The sequence below is a fragment of the Halobacillus sp. SY10 genome, from assembly GCF_045401165.1.
Taxonomy (GTDB): Bacteria; Bacillota; Bacilli; order Bacillales; family Halobacillaceae; genus Halobacillus; species Halobacillus aidingensis.
The window spans coordinates 262680-282396 of the sequence record NZ_CP174345.1; the positions used below are offsets into that span (position 1 = coordinate 262680).

Below are 19717 nucleotides of genomic sequence, written 5' to 3' on the forward strand. Positions count from 1 at the left end.
CACCGCGCTCCCGCGGAAAGCGAGCCATTCCCCGCAGCCCCGATCCACTCAACAAAAGTCTCGAAACTGAGTCTTCCACAATCTGGAGCTTATCTTCGATATTTAACAGGGCTTATGTTTATTTTAAGCAAAAGGGGTGATTTGTGATAATATGAGATTTTTATAGAAAGCGATAAGATAAAGTGAATACGTATAAGCTTTTGAAAAATGGGCGAGGATGAGGGTAAGAAAGCTTTGACATACAAAAGATTACATTGTAGGATATGGAGAAGATACGTATAGTTTCGTTGACGAGAAGAGTAGGCTTTTATTCCGATCTCAAGAGAGTCGCTGGCAGGTGTGAAGCGATGACGGGTGATAGCTGAAGATCATCTCTGAGAAGTTCTGCTGAAATGATACAGAGTAAGTGGAACCGGTGGGCGGCCGTTATCCGTTATGTGAACCGAGAGCCGTGCACATCGTGTGCGGAATATGGGTGGTACCGCGGAATCAAATCCGTCCCTGTTTTTACAGCAGGGGCGGATTTTTATTTTGTTCCTGCCGTCATTGGATGTTCGTAATACTTTTCTATACAAAAAATCAAAGGGTAAGAGGTGGAAGAAATGCGCAGTGTCAATACGAAAGAAGCGGCATTAGACCGCGAAAATCGTGTCAAAGATTACTGGAATAAAGAGAATGTCTTCCGTCGCTCTATGAACGAGCGCGAAGGTGCAGAAACATTTGTTTTTTATGAAGGACCGCCGACAGCCAACGGCCTTCCTCACGCCGGTCACGTGCTTGGCCGTGTCATCAAGGATTTTGTCGGACGTTACAAAACGATGCAGGGCTATCATGTTCTCCGTAAGGGCGGCTGGGATACACACGGTTTGCCGGTAGAGCTTGAAGTGGAGAAACAGCTTGGCATCTCCGGAAAACAGCAGATTGAAGAGTACGGAGTAGAGAAGTTCATCGAGAAATGTAAGGAAAGTGTCTTCAACTATGAAAAAGAATGGCGCGAATTTACGGAATCCATCGGTTACTGGCTGGATATGGATGATCCGTATGTGACGCTTCAGGACCGTTATATCGAAAGTGTCTGGTATATCTTGAGTGACCTTCATAAGCGTAACCTGCTTTCCAAAGGTCACCGTGTTACGCCATACTGCCCGAGTTGTCAGACGACACTAAGCTCACACGAAGTGGCGCAGGGATATGAAGATGTCAAAGATCTTTCTGCAACAGCGAAGTTCAAAGTGAAGGGTTCTGAAAATGAATTTTTCCTAGGCTGGACGACGACGCCTTGGACATTGCCTGCCAACGTAACACTAGCCGTTCATCCGGACCTTGACTACATCAAGGCGAAGAAAGATGGCGAAGTATATATCGTTGCGGAAGCTCTTGCTGAGAAGAACCTTGGAGAAGAGTACGAAGTCGTTTCCAAGCATAAAGGGAGCGAATTCAAAGATGTCGAATATCAACCACCGTTCCCGTTCGTGAAGCCTGAGCGTGGTCACTTTGTTGTCGAAGCAGAATTCGTCAATGCAGAGAGCGGTACAGGTGTCGTTCACATCGCACCGGCTTATGGTGAAGATGACTACAACCTGGTGAAGGAAAACAACTTGTCCTTCTTCAACGTCGTAGATGGTCAAGGCCGTTATACAGAGGATATCCCTCCATTTGAAGGTCGTTTTGTCAAAGATTGTGACGTTGACATCGTGAAATATCTTGCGAACGAAGGATTGCTTTTCCATAAAGAAAAATACGAGCACAGCTACCCGCATTGCTGGCGTTGTGATTCTCCGTTGCTTTACTACGCGATCGAGAGCTGGTTCATCAAGACAACAGAACTGAAAGATCAGTTCATCAAGAATAACCAGGAAGTCACATGGCACCCGAACCACATCAAAGATGGCCGTTTCGGTAATTTCCTTGAGAACATGGTTGACTGGAACATCGGTCGTAACCGTTTCTGGGGAACACCGCTCCCAATCTGGATGTGTGATTCTTGTGACCATCAGTACGCACCTCACAGCAAAGCGGATCTTCAAGAAAAAGCGATCGGCGATATTGGTGATGTCGAGCTTCACAAGCCTTATGTCGACCGTGTCCAGGTGACGTGTGAGAAGTGTAATGGCACGATGAACCGTGTACCAGAAGTCATCGACGTATGGTTCGACTCTGGTTCCATGCCGTTTGCCCAGCAGCACTATCCGTTTGAAAACAAAGATCAGTTCGAGAAGCAGTTCCCTGCGGACGTTATCTGTGAAGGAATTGACCAGACGCGTGGGTGGTTCTACAGCTTGCTGGCTGTTTCTACATTGTTCACGGGTAAAGCGCCATACAAGCGTGTCCTTTCCACAGGTCACATCCTTGATGAAGAAGGACGCAAAATGTCTAAGAGTAAAGGGAACGCCTTGAACCCGACAGACCTTGTAACGAAATTCGGTGCCGACGCCTTCCGTTGGGCGCTGCTTGCTGACAGTGCACCATGGAACAACAAGCGTTTCTCCGAACGTGTCGTTATCGAAGCGAAATCAAAAGTAATCGACACCCTTGTGAACACCCACGGTTTCTATACGTTGTATGCCAATATCGATGGCTACACATTCGATAAGAATGAAGAAGGCGAAAAGACACTGCTTGACCGCTGGGTTCTTTCCCGCCTGAACAGTGTGACCGGTGTCGTAGAAGAAGCGTTGAACGACTATGACTTCACGAAGGCTGCGAAAGCCCTTGAGAAGTATGTCGATGAAGTGAGTAACTGGTACATCCGTCGTTCACGTGACCGTTTCTGGGAAGAAGGCATGACAGAGTCCAAGAAAGCGGCTTACCACACGCTTCATGAAGTGTTGGCACAGCTCAGTCAGCTGATGGCTCCTTACACACCGTTCCTAGCTGATGACATCTATCAAAACTTGACGGGTGAAAGTGTGCACTTGGCGTACTTCCCGAAAGTGGACGATACGGTTGTAAATACACAGCTTGAAAAAGATATGGATGCCGTACTGCAAGTCGTTGAGCTTGCTCGTGGTGTCCGTAATACGGAAACCATCAAGACGAAACAGCCACTATCAGAGCTTGTCGTCATCCCGGTCAACCCTGATCAAGGGAAAGCACTCGAAGAGTACAGCAGCATCATCCGTGATGAGATCAATGTTAAGGAAGTTGTCGTGAAGCAATCTTCTGATGATCTTGTCCGCTATGAAGTGAAGCTGAACTTCCGTGCGGCAGGACCTGTCCTAGGGAAAAACGTCGGCGTCGTGAAAGCGTACCTTGAGAAGCTTTCAGACGAAGAAGCAGCGAAAATCGTCCAGGACGAAAAAGTCGTTGTACCGACAGGAGACGGAGAAGTCGAAGTGACGATGGATCTCTTGAACGTAGAACGCGTCGCGGATGCTGGACTTTCTATGGGATCCAACCAGGACTTCCACGTTGTGCTTGATACGAACATTACTGAAGAGCTTCGTCTTGAAGGCCTCGCGCGTGAAGTGATCCGTGTCATCCAGGATGAACGTAAACAGCAGGATCTTCCAATCGATCTTCGTGTCGACATTGCTCTTGATGGAGACGCAGACGTAAAAGAAGCAATCCAGCAAAATGAACAGCTGATCCGTGAGAATGTTCTTGTGAATGATTTGACGGTCGGTGAAAAAGAAGCGATGAAAGAGTACACAGTCGGTGACCACCAGCTGAAACTAGCGCTTCAAAAATAAAGAAGAAAAGCCTGAGCATCTTGTGCTCAGGCTTTTCTTAGTTTATTGAGACTTCATAAAGAAGAAGGATTTGTAGTTGTTGTATAGAAATTAACAACGAATAGAATCATACAGGAGGTATAACCATGTTCAAGAAAATGGCAAGTGATGCATTAGGGTTAAGTGACATTGGAAAGATTATCAGAAAAGAAGACTTTGATAAAGCCCAGTCCGATGATTTTGTATTGACGGAAGACGGGGAGAAAATTCATTTTCTAATTAAATCAAAAAGTGATGAATACTGCTTTACGAACCGTGCGCTCATCCACCTGGATGGTGAAAAAGCGACAAGCAGTAAACGCAACATCCACCGCTATGACTATTATCAGCATCCCATCCGAAAGGTCTCGGTGGAAACGGCGGGGACGATTGATTTGGACTTAGAAATCAAGTTCTACATCGGCGATCAGTATTTGAGCATCGATATCGCCAAGGATGAAGGGGAAGCGATTGCGGATTTGTATAAATCCCTAGTATCCATTTCTCAAATCCAGGAAGAAAATCAGCGGCAGGCGGCTTTTGCGAAAGACAGCATTGGAATGGCCCAGGATCTCATACATGACAACCGGTTTCATGAGAATGATATTTCGAAAGAGTTCAGTGAAGCGGCTGCTTTTGCTTATGATTGGTTTACACAAAAATACAAAGAGAATACACGCAAAGACTTTGATGGTGTGTTTGAGAAGTATATCCAGAATTAAAGAAAACCCGGATCATGCTAATGAGCTGATCCGGGTTTTCTTTAATTCCCAGTTTCTCGGAACGCTTTTTCGGTAGCGACAAAGCTCAGCAAAGTGGAAAAATCTTTCCCTTGCTCTGATTGGCAGTTGCTCACATACACCATAGGCCCGCGTCGAGTCATGTATTCACAACTGAATGTCCCAGCAGGGGAGGACGGATAGGCACCATAATTATTGACGAAACGGATGGCCTCTCCATCGTAGGAAAAGGAGTTTTGATAATGGGAACCGTCAGGATTGAAGATGGAGACGTCAAGATCGTCTTCCGCTCCTTGTTCTACATTTTTAATGAAAGCGGTCATCTCTTTAATATTTTCGACCCCCAGTGCCCCATTTTTTATTTGATCAAATTGCTCCGATTGATGTTCAACAATAACATGTCCATCTTCTCTTGCATCTTCAACCGTGTAAGGTTCTTCTGTTTCCCCTTCAGAACAAGCGGCTACAATTAGTAAGGACAACAACCACAATAATTTCTTCATATAATCCTCCTGCCTATTATGTAATTTGACTCCCTTATATTTCCATTATCGTGCAAGTGAAGAAGGATGTACATACCTTAAAAAGAAAAGCCGCCTCAGTTTTGAGTGCGGCTTCTAACTTATTCTTGCTCTTTCAATTCGTATAACGGAACTTTTTGCACGATATTCGGCTGATCTGTCGGGTGAATACGCGCCATTTCGTTACGTTCAATAACCTCTTCGATGTAAATTTCACGATCTTCGTGCATAACCGGGATCATGTCTTCAGATTTGAATATTTCTTTTGCGCGTTCTTTGTTCATCTCAGCAACCCCTCCTTTTAAACGTAATATTCTCAAGAAAGGGGTGCAGTATTCTCCGTAAAAAACGTTAAGTCACTTTTCCGGTCCCTTAGGGCACTTTCATCTCTTATTACGCCCGCACCAACATCCGGTCCAATGCTTTTCGCGCATCAGAAGCAACGGAAGATTCCACTCGTATCACGTTCTGTGGCCGATCTTCTGCTAATGATTCAAGCGACCAGGCTAAGTGTGGAAGGTCGATCCGGTTCATCGTCAGACACGGACACATCCTTGGGTTCAACGAAATGATGTGCTGCTCTGGATGTTCCTGGATGATTCGGTTCACGAGGTTCATTTCGGTTCCAATGGCCCATTCACTTCCAGGCGGAGCGTTTTCGATCGCCTGGATGATGGCATTCGTTGATCCTGAGAGATCGGAAAGCTCCACGACTTCACGGCTGCATTCCGGGTGGACAATGATTTTCATGTTCGGGTGGTCCGTACGAACTTGTTCAACATTGGCGACCCTGAAGTTTTCATGAACGGAGCAGTGTCCTTTCCATAGAATCACTTTGACAGCTTCCAGAGGACCGTCATATAGGAGTTCTTCTACAATCGGGTCCCAGACCGCCATTTGATTGAGCGGGATGCCGAGGTCGTACGCGGTATTCCGTCCTAAATGCTGATCGGGAAGGAAAAGAATCCGTTCTTTTTGGGAAAACGCCCACTTCAGCATATCTGCGGCATTCGAAGAAGTGACGGTTGCTCCGCCATTCTTTCCTACGAAAGCTTTGATTGCCGCTGTGGAATTCACATAGGTGAGAGGCAGGATGGTATCATCGAAAAGCTCCATGAGGCGATCCCATGATTTCTCCGTCTGTTGGATATTCGCCATATCTGCCATCGAACATCCTGCACGCATGTCAGGAAGGTAGACATGCTGGTCCTCGCGCGTCAGTATGTCTGCTGTCTCTGCCATGAAATGGACGCCGCAAAAAACGATGGCTTCCGCTTCATGCTGGGACGCGGACAGCTGAGCGAGTTTCAAAGAATCTCCACGTGCATCGGCAAATTGGATGACTTCATCTTTTTGGTAATGGTGTCCAGGTAAGAAGAGTTTCTCTCCCATTTCCCTCTTTACCTGAAGTACTTTCTGCTCAAGTTCTGTCGTTTCCATCGTCTTATACTGATCAGGCAGCGTATTCTTTTCAATCGTTTCAAAAAGGTTCATCGTACTTCCTCCTTTGTTGTGGCTACACGGGCGCTTATATCAAGGGCTCTGGCGGAATGGGTCAAAAATCCGAGGGAAATATAGTCAATTTCAAGACCGCGGTAATCAGGTAAGGTTTCGAGCGTGATTCCTCCGGATGCCTCTGTTGTGATCGAAGAAGGAACCAATGTGGCGAGGTGTTTGATTTCTGCGGGGGTCTGGTTATCGAACATAATGATATCGGCACCCGCTTCTACAGCCTCCACGACCTGGCTTTCCGTTTCTGTTTCCACTTCAATTTTGACGGTATGACCAATCGCTGCTTTCGCTCGGGCGATTGCTTCATAGACTGAACCAAAGAAAGCTATATGGTTATCCTTCAGCATGACAGCATCGTAAAGTCCGTAACGATGGTTGTAGCCGCCTCCAGTCCGAACAGCATACTTTTCAAAAGAGCGTAATCCAGGGGTGGTTTTACGTGTGTCACAAATTCTAATGTTTTTATCATTTAAGGCTTTAACGGCTTTTTTCGTCAGCGTTGCAATTCCGCTCATGCGTTGAATAAGGTTGAGGATGACGCGTTCTCCTTTTAATAGCTCACCTACAGGTCCATCGATGGTGGCGATCGTTTCTCCTTCACTCATCCGATCACCGTCATGAATATAGAGTTCAACCGTAATGGTAGGGTCCAGCAGCTGGTAGCCATCAGTGATGACGTCCTCTCCGCAAAAAACACCCTCTGCTTTAGATGTGAAGGTCAGTCTGCCATGGTGATCTTTCGGGAATAAAAAGTCGGTACTGTAATCATGCTCACCAATATCCTCCGTGAAAAAGGCCTCTAACTGTTGTTTACGTCTCCACTGATTCATGAGGTTCCCTCATTTCTAATATTCTTTGTCTGATGATTTGTTTGTTTTGCCACTCTAACTGTTCTTCAGGAAAATCGCTGCGGTAATGACCGCCGCGGCTTTCTTCGCGCTCCAGGGCGGATCGGGTGATCAACCAGCACGTTTGCAGCATGAACATTTTCTCCATTTGCTCGAATGTGAGCATACTTAAGTCATACTCTCTCCATTCAGAAGGTTGCACGAACGATTCCAACCACTGCAGATGGTTGACCAATTTTTGTCCATCCCTCACAATACCGACGTTTTCCATCATTCGCTCCTGGATCTCGGTTTTAGCGGGGAGGTGGAAAGGGAGGGAATTCCTTTTCTCGCTCGTTTCCTTTGATTGAAAGGAAAGGGCCGAACCATTTTGTAAATGTTTGGCCAGCCTTTTTCCATACACGAGTCCTTCAAGGAGTGAGTTGCTTGCCAGCCGGTTGGCTCCGTGCACACCCGTACAAGCGACTTCTCCGATCGCATACAAACCTTCAACCGTTGACCTTCCGACCATATCCGTCTTCACTCCACCCATAGAAAAATGGCAGCCAGGCGCTACTGGAATCCGTCCTTTATTCATATCCACACCGTACTCCAGGCATAGATTTGTGATATGAGGGAATCTATTTTGAAATCCGTCTACGCCTCTTATATCCAAATAGACGTTTTCACCGTTTTTCCTTTTTTGATAAATCGTTTGAGAAACCACATGCCTCGGGGCGAGGTCTCTCAGAGGATGGACGTTTTCCATGATTGGCGTTCCGTTTTTATCAACAAGAACCGCACCTTCACCGCGCACCGCTTCAGAGATCAACCCGACCGGTCTTTCTTGTATGTACAATAGGGTGGGATGGAACTGGATGAATTCCATGTCTGTAAGTTCCGCGCCTGCCTGATAGGCGAGTGCCATTCCATCGCCGGTTACAGAAGAATCGTTGGATGTGGATGCAAACAATTGTCCACATCCTCCTGTCGCAAGGACGGTATGGGGAGCATGGAATTCATGAATACCCGAGGCATCCTTGCTTTTTGCTCCAAAACAGCGACCTTCCTCATTTGTCATCAATTCAAATACATAATGGTTCTCAAAAATTTCAACATGCGGGGGGAGGGATTGCGTCAAGTAATCCATAAGAACTTTTCCTGTTTGATCTCCACCCCCGTGGATGATGCGGTTCTGTGTATGGGCGCCTTCTTTTCCAAGAGCAAGTTTTCCTTTTTCATCATAATCAAAGGCGCAACCATCCGTTTCCAGTTCCCTGATAATTTGAGGGGCTTCCTTAGTCATCATGAGCGTGGCTTGATGATTATTCATCGAACGCCCAGCGATGACTGAATCGACAAAGTGATAAAAGGGATGATCGCTGTCACCGATGGCTGCAGCAATTCCACCTTGAGCTAAACGAGAATTCCCGTGACCAAGCGAGGACTTTGTGATAAGAATCACATTTTTGCCCGAAGCAAGTTGTCGGGCGAGTTGTAAGGCCGCTACGCCACTACCGATGATGATGATATCTGCGGTGCGTATCATGAATTCACTCTCCATAACTATACATGTGTATTTACACTTATATTTACATACTGTTAAACTATTGACAAGAGATTTGGTTCAAAAAGGAGAGAGAAATGTGGAGGGATATTTTGATTATGCGGCGACATGCCCAGTGGATGAGGATGTGATAGAGGCATACATCCATGCGACTCATAACTATTTTGCCAACACGAAAAGCTTACATGATCCTGGGACAAAGGCTCATGAATTGCTTGAACATTGCCGTAATACAATGGCAGGACTGATGGGGGTCGAACAGGAAGGGGTTTATTTTACAAGCGGAGGCACGGAAAGTAATGAACTTGCGATCGATGGTCTTTTGAGAGCGGGGAAAGGGGAGCACATCATTACTACGGAGGCTGAGCATTCTTCTGTGCGGAACCTTATTCGCAGATACGAGAAAGAAGGTTATAAGGTGACAAGGGTGCCTCTGAATGAAGCAGGAATCATCAATGTGGAAGATATTGAAAGAGCAATTCAAGAAGATACTGTCCTCATGGCAATCCAGCACGTGAACCCCGATATCGGATCAGTACAGCCAATTCGGAATCTCTCTGAACTTTGCCGCGCGCACGGCATTCTTTTTCACAGTGATTGTGTCCAGTCCTTTGGGAAAATGCCAGTGGAGGAAGTGGCTACTTACGTCGATAGTCTCTCGGTCAGTGCACACAAACTTTACGGACCGAAGGGAGTAGGAGCGGTTTATATTCGGCCGTCACTTTCGTTTCCACCAAAAATTCCGGGAGGCACGCATGAAGGGGGAGTCAGAGCGGGGACCGTCAACACACCCGGTATTGCGGGATTTACGGTCGCCGCTGAGAAAATGATGAAAGAAAGGAAAAGTGTCGAGTCGAAGATTCTGGAACTGAAACAAACGTTTCTGAAAGCCGGAGAGTGGAATCTGATCGGAGACAAAGCGAGTGCTGTGCCGATTATTGGTCTGCTTTTACCTGAAATAGAAGGACAATGGGCCATGCTTGAAGGAAATCGACGGGGGTTTCATTTTTCCACGGGCAGTGCCTGCAGTACAGGTAATCACGAGCCGCCGGGTACATTGCTCGCCATGGGCTATGATGCTGAAGAGGCCAAGTCCTTCATCCGTCTTTCTTTCAGTCATCATCAGACCAGTGAACAGGTGGAGAAACTTGCCCTGTTTTTGAGTGGATTACGCAAGCCAACCGTGGTTCGGTAAATGCATTTAAGGACCTTCATGTACCTGGCACCGAGCTTTTGAATAAACGTACCCGGTACACAATGTTTCCCATCCGTACCGGGTACCATCAGGAAGAAAACTGTACCTGGTACCAAAGAAAGGAAAAGTAGTGCCAGGTATGGAGGTCATTGTTCTGAATCATAGTTTGTCCTTTTCGCTCATAGGATGATGGGTGAGAGGAGGAGCTTGGTTTTGGGATTGTTGCATGAATTCAAACAGTTCACCGTCCGTGGAAGTGCTGTCGATATGGGAGTCGGGATGGTCCTGGGTGCCGCTTTCAGTGGATTTATTGATTCACTTGTGACTGATATTTTACTTCCGCCCGTGGGTGTTTTGTATACAAGAATGAACTTTGAGAACATGTTTCTAAGTCTGGATGGATCGGTTTACCCTTCGCTTGCAGCCGCTAAAGAAGCGGGAGCGGCTACCATCAATTATGGTCTTTTCGTTACAGCTTCTGTCCGTTTTATCATCATCTTGTTTGCGGTTTTTCTCGTCGTCCGCCAAATCAACCGCTGGAAAAAGCCTCATCAGCACCCTTTGCATGGAATGACGAAAAAGGAGTGTCCTTATTGCTGTATGCCGATTCCGACTCAGGCGATCATCTGCCCGAATTGTTCATCTTCACTTGAAACCAATCCCTCTCCGCGCCAGCAAGTGAAGACGAAATGGCGAATCAAATAAAAAAGGCGAATCCTAAAGAGGATCCGCCTTTTGCTTTCATGTATTATTCTGCGCTGTCTTCGCTCTCTGTGTCACTTTGTTCCTGCTCTTCTGTTTGTTCTTCTTCCATTTCACCGTCTTCTTCTCCACCACAAGCAGCAAGGGTCAAAACAGATACCAAACCTAACGCTAACATCCATTTCTTCAACATGTAAAAAATCCCCTTTCCAAAGTGAGTTACGTATAAAAGATACCCGTCCTTTGTTAAGGGGAAGTGAATCTAGTGTAATTTTATGGTAATGAAATCAGCTGTTATTGCTCTTCATCATCCATGGCATCATCATCTTGACCATTGTCTTCGGTATCTGTGGAACCATCTCCTTCTGTACCTCCATCTTCTTCACCCATGTTATCCTCGGATTCTGTACCATCTTCACTCATATCACTCTCTGTATCATTCGAATTCTCTTCTGTGTCTTCCATTTCTTCCTGGTTTTCGTTCTGATCTTCTTCCATGTCCCCGCCGTCCTCTCCACCACAGCCGGCTAAAGTGAATACAGTGGCCATACCCAGTACCATTAACCAATTTTTCATTTTTCCAACTCCTTCCTATTTGTAACCCTTATCCCCGGGGATGACATCTATGAAACGAAAGTTTGAAACTTGAGACTATTGTCTTCGTATAAAAGATAGAGGTGATTTTGTGAAGAAATCTATCGTGTTCATTTTTACGTTGATTCTAAGCTATGGGCTCGTTTCTTGGGGAACAGGTTTGGTTTTGACCTTTCTTCATGACTCTGATCCATGGATCGTAAATGGCGGGGAAGACCCTTCATTTTTTGTAAAAGCCATGCCTGCGCTTTCGGTGGTTCTGCCTATCATTATGGCTATTTTCCTAACAGATAAATTTGGTCAAAGGAGGGGGATAAAGGAATGAAAATCATACGCTTGCAAGAGAGGTCCGATTTGATTGACCTTGCCATCGACGTTTTTTGGGAACAGTGGGGGAGTGAGGATAACTTCAAGCTGTATGAAGACTGCATCCGTCAATCATTGAAAAACGAAGATGAGCTCCCATTGTTTTATATCCTGTTGAATGAGGACGAAATCATCGGCACGTATGCTCTGCTCAGAAATGATATGAACAGTCGCCAGGATCTTTGCCCATGGCTTGCGTGCCTTTATGTTCACCCGGATCATCGAGGGCGAAAGATTGGGGAACAGTTGCTCAGCCATGCGATTGAGGAAGCGAGCAGGATAGGTTACGATGATCTGCATCTGGCTACAGACCTTGAAGGATACTATGAAAAGTATGGATGGAAACAGGAAGGGGAAGCCTTTGGCATATCTGGTGAGTCCATAAAAGTTTACATAAAAGCGACGTGAGTATATCCATATTTTTCTCATCGTGAATCCAGTGAAAAAGGGCATCCTACGTTTATGAATACGTAGGAGGAATTGCATTGGAAAACAAAGTAAGCCGTTGGTGCCTGGTTAGTATGGCTTCGATTCCCCTTGTGATGACGCTCGGAAATTCAATGCTGATTCCAGTATTGCCGATTTTCGAAAAAAAGGTAGGCATCACATCTTTTCAATCAAGCACAATCATCACCAGCTACTCCATAGCGGCCATTATCCTTATTCCTGTTGCCGGCTACTTATCCGATCGTTTCGGCAGAAAGTTAATCATCCTTCCGAGTTTAGTCCTGGCTTTCATTGGAGGGCTGGTCGCCGGTTTTTCTTCATGGAAATTAGAAGACCCCTTTCTCTGGATTACAATTGGACGAATCCTGCAGGGGATGGGCGCAGCCGGGGCGACCCCGATCATTCTACCTCTCGTCGGAGATTTATATAAAGACGATGATGAAAAAGCGAGCTCATGCCTTGGCATCATTGAAACATCAAATACATTCGGAAAAGTACTCAGTCCAATCCTGGGTTCTCTCTTTGCTGTGTTCTTATGGTTTTTGCCGTTTTTTTCTATCTCTTTTTTCAGTTTGATCTCCATTGTTCTCGTTTTCTTTTTTATAAAAGTTCCTAAAGGTAAAAAGGAAGAACCACAGCCGTTCAAGCAATTTCTGAAAAAGACGAAAAAGATTTTCAAACAAGAAGGGAAATGGCTGTATACGGTTTTTCTATTAGGGGCTTATGCGATGCTGGTTTTGTTTGCGGTATTGTTCTTTATGTCCGACATCTTAGAGAAGACTCATAACATCGAAGGGGTGAAAAAAGGATTCGTTCTTGCCATCCCGCTGTTCACGTTATGTGTGGCGGCCTTTGTGACCGGTAAGAAAATCAAAGGAGATACGACCGTCATGAAATGGGTACTTGTCATTGCATTGATCATGATGTCGGCAAGCGTTATTTTTGTCGGTTATGTCAATGAGAAGTTGTTTCTGCTTCTAGTCGTGACGAGCATATTAGGGACGGCAATCGGTGGAATGCTCCCGACCCTTGATGCGCTCATTACAGAAGGGATTGAAAAAGGAGAGCGTGGAACGATTACATCGTTTTACAGCTCCTCAAGATTTATAGGTGTAGCCGCAGGTCCTCCGTTGATGTCGCTGCTTATGAAAGAATATTTGAATATCAGTTATATCGCTAGCGGTGCCTTAGGTGGACTTCTCCTATTGATTGTTCTCGTATTGATTAAGCCGGAAAAAAACGGGGATCAAACCAAGACCGCATGAAAAAAGCGCCTTCCATCAGATGGAAGGCGCTTTTGTTAACAGTATTGGTTATAAGCGTTCGTGAGATTGGCTACAATTTCTTCTACTTCATAATCCTCGATCTCTTCGCGAGGGATGAAGTGGAGAACCTGGCCATCTTTCAAAAGAGCCATGGAAGGGGAGGATGGCTCGTAGCCTTCCAAATAGTCACGCATGCGTGATGTTGCTTCGCGATCCTGGCCAGCAAAAACAGTTACAATATTATCGGGACGTTTTTCGTTGTCGAGCGATTCGCGGGCAGAAGGACGTGCAAGTCCAGCAGCACATCCACAGACGGAGTTAATGACCACAAGTGACGTGCCTTTCGCTTCGCTGATGAACGTGTCCACTTCCTCCGGGGTCGTCAATTCTGTGAAGCCGGCGTTCGTCAATTCATCACGCATCGGCTGAGAGATTTCTTTCATATATGCTTCATATGGGTTCATAATCGTAGCCTCCTATTGTTGTTTTTTCTTCGTCGCTTGAGTCATTTGATGCCACACAGATCCTTTCGCTTCCTCGCCGCCTTCAATTCTTTCGATTGCCATATTGATTTGCAGACGAACTTCGAATTCCGGATCATCAGCGGCTTCCTTCAATGCAGGAAGGGCTGTTTCATCGCCAAGCTCATACAAGTACATCGCTGCACGCCAGCGAACGAGTTTGTTGGAATCAGAAAGCGACGCGATCATTCTCGGCATCGCTTCTTTGAAACCGAGATCCGAAATGCAATCGCCGGCTGTCCGACGTACGGTAACTGATTTGTCATTGAGCGCCTTGTAGAGATACGGCAGTGTTTCAATTTCTTCAATCATACCAAGATAGGCCGTTGCCAGACGTCGGATCGATGCCTTCTCATCATCCAGAGCTTTGTCAAGCAGGCGATAATCCTCTGCCGTCGGATCCATGCGGTCTAAAGCCGCATAGCGAACTTTCCAATCGTCATGATCCAACGTTTCCAAGCTGATTTTCGTCTTTTCTTCCTTCGGTTCGACATCAACCGATTCTTGGTCAAACGCTTGTTTAACAAGGGATTCCAGTCGTTCTTCGTCATAACTTGCCGAAAGTTCCTCTTTTACTTGTTCCCCGATTTCAGCGACGTCACCATAGCGTGGGTTCTGCTCCATCCACTTACGCTCCATGATCATGTTCGGAGATGCGGGAGCTGCTTTCATTGCCGCTTCCATGAAACGTTCAGGAAGCCCTACGCGTGTTTCCTCTTCGCCTTCCTCAAGCTTTACTTGCATCGGAAGGCCACGGAACATCTGCACGAACACACGGACTTCCCCGAAGTGTTCATCCGGTTCTTCCTTTTTGTGTGAAGGTGCTTCTTCAGCTGCTTCCGATCCGAAAACCTTCCTTACTTCAGGAAGAATCGCTTCCCAGGAGACACGTGCATTTCTTTCCAAAGCGATGAAATCAGTCACGTGGTAAAGTCCTTTGACACCTTCGATTTCGAAGAGGTGTTGGACAAAGTCAGGCGCGTCCTTAAGCTCATCATCTTTTTTATAATTGTGAGTTTCGCGGTCCGGCAAAGTTTCGTTCACATTGATTTTCATTGAATTCGGACTAGGCGTCGGTTCAATGGATACGATTTTCACTGAGTATAACCCCCTAACGGTCTGATCATCTTTCCATCCGGTTCCGAGGGATCTACCCTCATTCCATGCTTCCATCTTATCAAAAATTCCCAAGCTCATCCACGTATCCGCCCCCGCCTTCCATTGTTCTACTAAAGCTCCCTATTCTTGAAGACTCAGTTTCGAGACTTTATGAGTGGATGGGGCTGCGGGGAATAGCTCGCTTTCCGCGGGAGCGCGGTGAGCCTCCTCGGACTGCGTCCTGTGGGGTCTCACCATGCACTTTTTTTCCGCAGGAGTCTCGCCATTCCCCTCCGCCCACTTGCCGGAAGAGATTCTCGAAACTACCTTCCAGTAATAAGAGCTTTTATGGTTAAGAACCCTATATCGACGCGGCTTAAGCAGGAATTTACAACAGAACTAGGCAGGGTACTTTAAGAGGGATTTCGAGAACCTCATTTGGTAAAGGGGTAGAGCGAACCTTTTCCCGGAGCCCCCTAAACTCCAACAAAAGTCTTGAAATCGAGTCTTTCGCAATTCTGCCAAACATTTGAACATTGTAAAATTTTTCATAAATAATGAAACCAGATTGGTTTTGTGTCGTAGAGTAGGTGTGTTGATAAAAAGGAGGGGGAAGAATGTCGGAACCTGTTATGCAGTTGAAGGATGTCAAAAAGACAATTGGCAATAAATCGATCATTAAAGGTTTGAATTTCGATATTTACGGCGGTGAAGTGTTTGGTTTTCTTGGGCCTAACGGAGCTGGGAAAACGACAACCATCCGGATGATGGTCGGGTTGATGGAGATGACGGATGGGGATGTGATCATCCAGGGGCAAAGTGTGCAGAACAACTTTAAAGGAGCGATTCGTCATGTAGGCGGAATCGTAGAGAACCCGGAAATGTACCCATTCATGAGCGGATGGAAAAATCTCGTCCATTATGCCCGTATGATGCCTGGGATTACAGAGGAACGGATAAAAGAAGTCGTCAAGCTTGTTGGGTTGGAAAAACGGATGAAGGAAAAAGTGGGCAAATATTCACTTGGGATGCGTCAGCGTCTTGGAATTGCTCAAGCCCTTTTACATAAACCATCCGTCCTTATTCTTGATGAACCAACGAACGGGTTGGATCCATCCGGAATCAGGGAAATACGTGCTTACATCCGGAGGCTGGCGGAAGAGGAAGGGGTAGCTGTGATTGTGTCGAGTCATATTCTTTCTGAAATGGAGATGATGTGTGATCGGATTGGCATTATCAAAAATGGAGAATTGATATCCATTCAGACGGTTCGCGATGCGCTTCAGCAAACAGATGAAAAAGAAGTGTCCATTGAAGCGACACCTGTAGATCAAACAATGGTCGCTCTTCAAGAGATGACAGGCAAGGAAGTGAGCCGAAAGGAAGAGCTTCTGACCTTCACAGTAGAAAAAGAAAAGATTCCATCCGTTGTTGCGAATCTCGTGCAAAAAGGAATCCAAATTTACAGTGTGAACGTCAACCGCTCAACGCTAGAAGATAAATTCTTGGATTTGATTGGAGAGGGAGCCATTGAGTAACTTTTTTCAACTGATCAAAAATGAACATATGAAGCTCTATAATCAAAAGGCGACGTGGATCATGGCTATTCTGTTAGTGGTTTCAATTGTAGGCATAGGGGCTCTGCTTAAAGTCGATGCAGCCATTACGGGTGGAGAACCTCCGACGGGTGACAATTGGAAACAGGAACTTCAGAAGCAGAATGAGCAATTGATGGCCGCGCGAGAACAGCCGCCAGAGATCGAGTACCCGGCATACACAAATGTTGAGATGAATCAATATCGCATTGAGAATGACTTGAAACCAACGGCCTATAATAGTTGGGATTTTGTCCGTGACAACCGGACATTTGTCGCGCTGGTGAGTTTATTCACAATTATAGTTGCAGCAGGTATTACAGCGAATGAATTTCGCTGGGGCACAATCAAGCTCTTATTGATTCGCCCGATATCAAGGTCGAAAATCTTGCTTGCGAAATATGTCTCCGTTGTGATGTATGCGTTGACTATGCTTCTTGCCTTATACATCCTGTCCTTTTTAGTGGGATCTTTATTATTTGGAATGGGCAGCTTTTCGCAGACGTATGTATATACTCAGGCTGGTGAAATCAAAGATGGCGGTATCTTTTCATTTACTGTTTCACAATACTTATTGAGTTTTGTAGAATTAATTATGATGGCTACGTTCGCGTTCATGATCGCTGCTGTATTCAGGAATACATCCCTTGCTATCGGGTTGGCGATCTTCCTCATGATGGCTGGAAGCTCAATCATCGTTTTCTTCATGGAAAAAGAGTGGGCGAAATATATCTTGTTTGCGAATACGGACTTGAGCCAATACATGTCCGGGACACCATTCGTATCAGGAACTTCTCTTGGGTTTTCCATCGCAGTTTTAGCGGTATATTATGTACTATTCATGGCTTTAGCATGGGGCTTTTTTACAAAACGTGACGTAGCAGGAGCATAAAAAAGGAGGAGAAGGAAATGAAACGTACGGTAGAAATCGTTCTTACCATTATTGGAATTGTTCTTTTTGGACTTCCCGTTCTGTTGAGTGGTGTGTTGTTAAACTCTGCAGATAATCCGCAAATACAACAAGAAATTGAAAACTTCATGAACTCGCCGGAAGTGCAGATGGAAGGGGAAATGAGTTCCACAGATATGACCCAGATGTTCGAAATGATGGGGTCATTCGCGATGTTCGTCTTGATCGCCTCATTGATTGCGATCGGGTTAGGTATTCTGGCAGCTGTCTTCCTTAAAGGGAATAAGAAGCCGAAAGCAGCAGGAATCATTTTGATCATATCCGCCATTATCTTTACGTTTGCTACGGTCTTTATGGGGCTGTTCGGAGGTGTGGCGTATTTGATTGCCGGAATCGTTGCGCTCGTCCGTAAACCGAAGAAGACCGCAACCGACGAAGCAATCAGTTATTAGATGGGAAAAGGCGTGGCTCTAAAGCCGCGTCTTTTTTTTGTCATCCACCAAAAGTGTAGACATGCTTTTAAACGACATGTGACTAACAATCTTCTGTAACGAAAAGTTCATAAAATAGAGGCTGCTCATGTAGGAATTCGTCGGAGTTTGTTGAATAATTAAGAATAAAAGAAACGAATGATTTGAAGGAGTTTAACGGATGGAACCATTCACCTTTTTCCAAAGACGGATGCTGATGAATTATATATGGGGATCGGCTGTGGCTGTTTGCGGTGTTGGCAGCTTGTTTATTTTCTACACACTGCAGCTTGAACCGACAGAAATCATGTATTTAATTTTTATCATGATAAGCTCTGCTGGGGTCATGTTAACCGGTGAGATCATGATGTACAAGCACCATGTCCGTCCCATTCAACAACTGTTCACTAAAGAACTGCATTCTACCAAGCAAGTGAAGGAAGCTTTGTTGAGAGCGCATCAATTCCCACAGTTAACTGTAAAGCGGATTCTAGGCCCGCATTTATTAGGCCTTTCGATTCCTGCTTCTCTCTTTGCTTGGTGGGCGATCGAACGCGGACTTGTAAACCTTCCGCTGTATTACATAGGCTTTGCATGGATGGGCGCTGTCTTGATCGCTGTCATGCATGCATTGATTGAATTCTTTTTAACAGACCGGGCGGTTCAATTATTGCTGCCTTCGATCTATGAGAAAGGCGGTTTCATCGATTACAAAAGGGACACATCAATCAGTATTAAGACGAAGTTGTTCGTGACCTCTATGTTTACGGCGGTTTTCCCTGTCGTTCTCTTTTTGTTGGCGTCCCAAATACGCTTGATCGAAGGGAGAGGGGTGGATGGTTATTGGAGCTGGGCATCTATTATCGGTGTGGTTGTCATGGGAATCGGAGCGCTCGCCGCGCTTTTACTATACAGAAGTATCCAAAAGCCGATGGAGCAGCTGAGCGAGCGTTTCCTTGATGTGCGTCAAGGGCAGACGGAGCCGATGGAAAACTTGTATGTGGATGAGTTTTCGCAATTGGTCGCAGGATTCAACCATATGGTCACAGGCATCAAAGAAAGAGATGAAGAAAACAAACGACTTCTCGAAAGCTTTTTCACCGTTTTTGCTGCGACGCTTGATGCACGGGATCCATATACCGCTGGTCATTCCAAGCGTGTGGCTGAATACTCGGATCTTATTGCACGGAAAGCAGGTTTTGATGAGAAACAATTGGACTTGTTGAAAAAATCAGCGCTTCTTCATGATATCGGTAAAATCGGGATTGGTGATGATGTACTGCTGAAAGATGGACGCCTGAGCGAGGAAGAATTCGCGAAGATTAAGGAGCACCCGGTCATTGGTGCTCAGATCCTTGGACAAGTTCAGTTGCCGGAATCCCTCGCCCCTGTTTTGACTGGAGTGCGTCATCATCATGAGCGTTACGACGGAAACGGTTACCCCGATGGACTTGCAAGAGAAGACATCCCCGTGTTTGGTCGACTGATGGCCGTGGCGGACGCCTTTGATGCGATGACATCAGACCGCCCTTATCGTCAGGGGATGCCGTTTTCAAAAGCGCTGGCAATTATTGAAGAAGGAAAAGGAACACAGTGGGATCCGTATTTTTCGGATTTGTTTTTAGAGGAAATGAGAGAGGACACACGTAAAAAAGCGCTCGGCTGAAGCTGAGCGCT

20 protein-coding genes and 1 other annotated feature are annotated in these 19717 nt (G+C 45.8%); of the genes, 11 read left to right on the top strand and 9 right to left on the bottom strand.

Annotated elements, in window-relative coordinates:
* The first annotated feature begins 278 nt into the window (after positions 1 to 278).
* Positions 279 to 506, top strand: a binding site (T-box leader).
* Positions 507 to 602: 96 nt separating this feature from the next.
* Positions 603 to 3692 (top strand): isoleucine--tRNA ligase, encoded by a 3090-nt coding sequence (gene ileS / locus ACJA3J_RS01445; RefSeq protein ID WP_406945315.1) that lies wholly within the window; start codon positions 603 to 605, stop codon positions 3690 to 3692.
* Between the two features lie 125 nt (positions 3693 to 3817).
* A complete protein-coding gene (locus ACJA3J_RS01450) occupies positions 3818 to 4432 on the top strand; it encodes a PH domain-containing protein (RefSeq protein WP_406945316.1) in 615 nt (204 codons plus the stop codon).
* 41 nt (positions 4433 to 4473) lie between these two features.
* Here the strand turns inward: ACJA3J_RS01450 and ACJA3J_RS01455 are convergent, their stop codons facing one another.
* The 5 genes from ACJA3J_RS01455 to nadB all read right to left on the bottom strand — a co-directional run bounded on the left by ACJA3J_RS01455 (position 4474) and on the right by nadB (position 8859).
* Positions 4474 to 4953, bottom strand: a complete 480-nt coding sequence (locus tag ACJA3J_RS01455) for a hypothetical protein (protein WP_406945317.1) — start codon at positions 4951 to 4953, stop codon at positions 4474 to 4476.
* 119 nt (positions 4954 to 5072) lie between these two features.
* On the bottom strand, positions 5073 to 5255 hold the full coding sequence (locus tag ACJA3J_RS01460) for an H-type small acid-soluble spore protein (protein WP_115824538.1): 183 nt from the start codon (positions 5253 to 5255) through the stop codon (positions 5073 to 5075).
* A 109-nt stretch (positions 5256 to 5364) separates the two neighbouring features.
* Positions 5365 to 6465, bottom strand: a complete 1101-nt coding sequence (nadA, locus tag ACJA3J_RS01465) for a quinolinate synthase NadA (protein WP_406945318.1) — start codon at positions 6463 to 6465, stop codon at positions 5365 to 5367.
* Positions 6462 to 7313, bottom strand: coding sequence for a carboxylating nicotinate-nucleotide diphosphorylase (gene nadC / locus ACJA3J_RS01470; protein WP_406945319.1), 852 nt, complete (start codon positions 7311 to 7313; stop codon positions 6462 to 6464). The genes nadA and nadC overlap by 4 nt, the downstream gene beginning before the upstream one ends.
* Entirely contained in the window at positions 7294 to 8859 is a 1566-nt protein-coding gene (nadB, locus tag ACJA3J_RS01475) for an L-aspartate oxidase (protein WP_406945320.1), read from the bottom strand. Before nadB ends, nadC begins: the two co-directional genes overlap by 20 nt.
* A 97-nt stretch (positions 8860 to 8956) precedes the next feature.
* Between nadB and ACJA3J_RS01480 the strand changes: the two genes are divergently transcribed.
* The gene (locus ACJA3J_RS01480) at positions 8957 to 10072 is read left to right on the top strand and encodes an IscS subfamily cysteine desulfurase (protein ID WP_406945321.1); all 1116 of its coding nucleotides are present in this window, start codon (positions 8957 to 8959) and stop codon (positions 10070 to 10072) included.
* Between the two features lie 213 nt (positions 10073 to 10285).
* The gene (mscL, locus tag ACJA3J_RS01485; protein ID WP_089652853.1) at positions 10286 to 10777 is read left to right on the top strand and encodes a large conductance mechanosensitive channel protein MscL; all 492 of its coding nucleotides are present in this window, start codon (positions 10286 to 10288) and stop codon (positions 10775 to 10777) included.
* Between the two features lie 43 nt (positions 10778 to 10820).
* Here the strand turns inward: mscL and ACJA3J_RS01490 are convergent, their stop codons facing one another.
* Both ACJA3J_RS01490 and ACJA3J_RS01495 read right to left on the bottom strand, forming a co-directional pair.
* Positions 10821 to 10967 carry a hypothetical protein gene (locus ACJA3J_RS01490; protein WP_160917632.1) on the bottom strand — a complete coding sequence of 49 codons (147 nt, stop codon included), beginning with the start codon at positions 10965 to 10967 and terminating at the stop codon, positions 10821 to 10823.
* 101 nt (positions 10968 to 11068) lie between these two features.
* On the bottom strand, positions 11069 to 11350 hold the full coding sequence (locus tag ACJA3J_RS01495; protein ID WP_115893294.1) for a hypothetical protein: 282 nt from the start codon (positions 11348 to 11350) through the stop codon (positions 11069 to 11071).
* Positions 11351 to 11459: 109 nt separating this feature from the next.
* On the opposite strand from ACJA3J_RS01495, the gene ACJA3J_RS01500 reads away from it, so the two are divergent.
* The 3 genes from ACJA3J_RS01500 to ACJA3J_RS01510 all read left to right on the top strand — a co-directional run bounded on the left by ACJA3J_RS01500 (position 11460) and on the right by ACJA3J_RS01510 (position 13446).
* Positions 11460 to 11693, top strand: coding sequence for a hypothetical protein (locus tag ACJA3J_RS01500; RefSeq protein ID WP_406945322.1), 234 nt, complete (start codon positions 11460 to 11462; stop codon positions 11691 to 11693).
* The gene (locus tag ACJA3J_RS01505) at positions 11690 to 12142 is read left to right on the top strand and encodes a GNAT family N-acetyltransferase (protein WP_406945323.1); all 453 of its coding nucleotides are present in this window, start codon (positions 11690 to 11692) and stop codon (positions 12140 to 12142) included. Before ACJA3J_RS01500 ends, ACJA3J_RS01505 begins: the two co-directional genes overlap by 4 nt.
* Before the next feature lie 113 nt (positions 12143 to 12255).
* A complete protein-coding gene (locus ACJA3J_RS01510) occupies positions 12256 to 13446 on the top strand; it encodes an MFS transporter (RefSeq protein ID WP_406946250.1) in 1191 nt (396 codons plus the stop codon).
* 35 nt (positions 13447 to 13481) lie between these two features.
* Here ACJA3J_RS01510 and ACJA3J_RS01515 read toward each other — a convergent pair whose 3' ends face one another.
* Positions 13482 to 13910, bottom strand: coding sequence for a BrxA/BrxB family bacilliredoxin (locus ACJA3J_RS01515; RefSeq protein WP_406945325.1), 429 nt, complete (start codon positions 13908 to 13910; stop codon positions 13482 to 13484).
* 12 nt (positions 13911 to 13922) lie between these two features.
* Positions 13923 to 15065: a conserved virulence factor C family protein gene (locus ACJA3J_RS01520; protein WP_406945326.1), complete on the bottom strand. Its 1143-nt coding sequence runs from the start codon at positions 15063 to 15065 to the stop codon at positions 13923 to 13925.
* Positions 15066 to 15682: 617 nt separating this feature from the next.
* Here ACJA3J_RS01520 and ACJA3J_RS01525 point away from each other — a divergent pair.
* The 4 genes from ACJA3J_RS01525 to ACJA3J_RS01540 all read left to right on the top strand — a co-directional run bounded on the left by ACJA3J_RS01525 (position 15683) and on the right by ACJA3J_RS01540 (position 19706).
* Positions 15683 to 16603, top strand: a complete 921-nt coding sequence (locus ACJA3J_RS01525; protein WP_406945327.1) for an ABC transporter ATP-binding protein — start codon at positions 15683 to 15685, stop codon at positions 16601 to 16603.
* Positions 16596 to 17552, top strand: coding sequence for an ABC transporter permease (locus tag ACJA3J_RS01530; RefSeq protein ID WP_406945328.1), 957 nt, complete (start codon positions 16596 to 16598; stop codon positions 17550 to 17552). Before ACJA3J_RS01525 ends, ACJA3J_RS01530 begins: the two co-directional genes overlap by 8 nt.
* A 17-nt stretch (positions 17553 to 17569) precedes the next feature.
* The gene (locus ACJA3J_RS01535; RefSeq protein ID WP_115893298.1) at positions 17570 to 18022 is read left to right on the top strand and encodes a DUF4064 domain-containing protein; all 453 of its coding nucleotides are present in this window, start codon (positions 17570 to 17572) and stop codon (positions 18020 to 18022) included.
* 199 nt (positions 18023 to 18221) lie between these two features.
* Positions 18222 to 19706 (top strand): HD-GYP domain-containing protein, encoded by a 1485-nt coding sequence (locus tag ACJA3J_RS01540; protein ID WP_406945329.1) that lies wholly within the window; start codon positions 18222 to 18224, stop codon positions 19704 to 19706.
* Positions 19707 to 19717 lie beyond the last annotated feature (11 nt).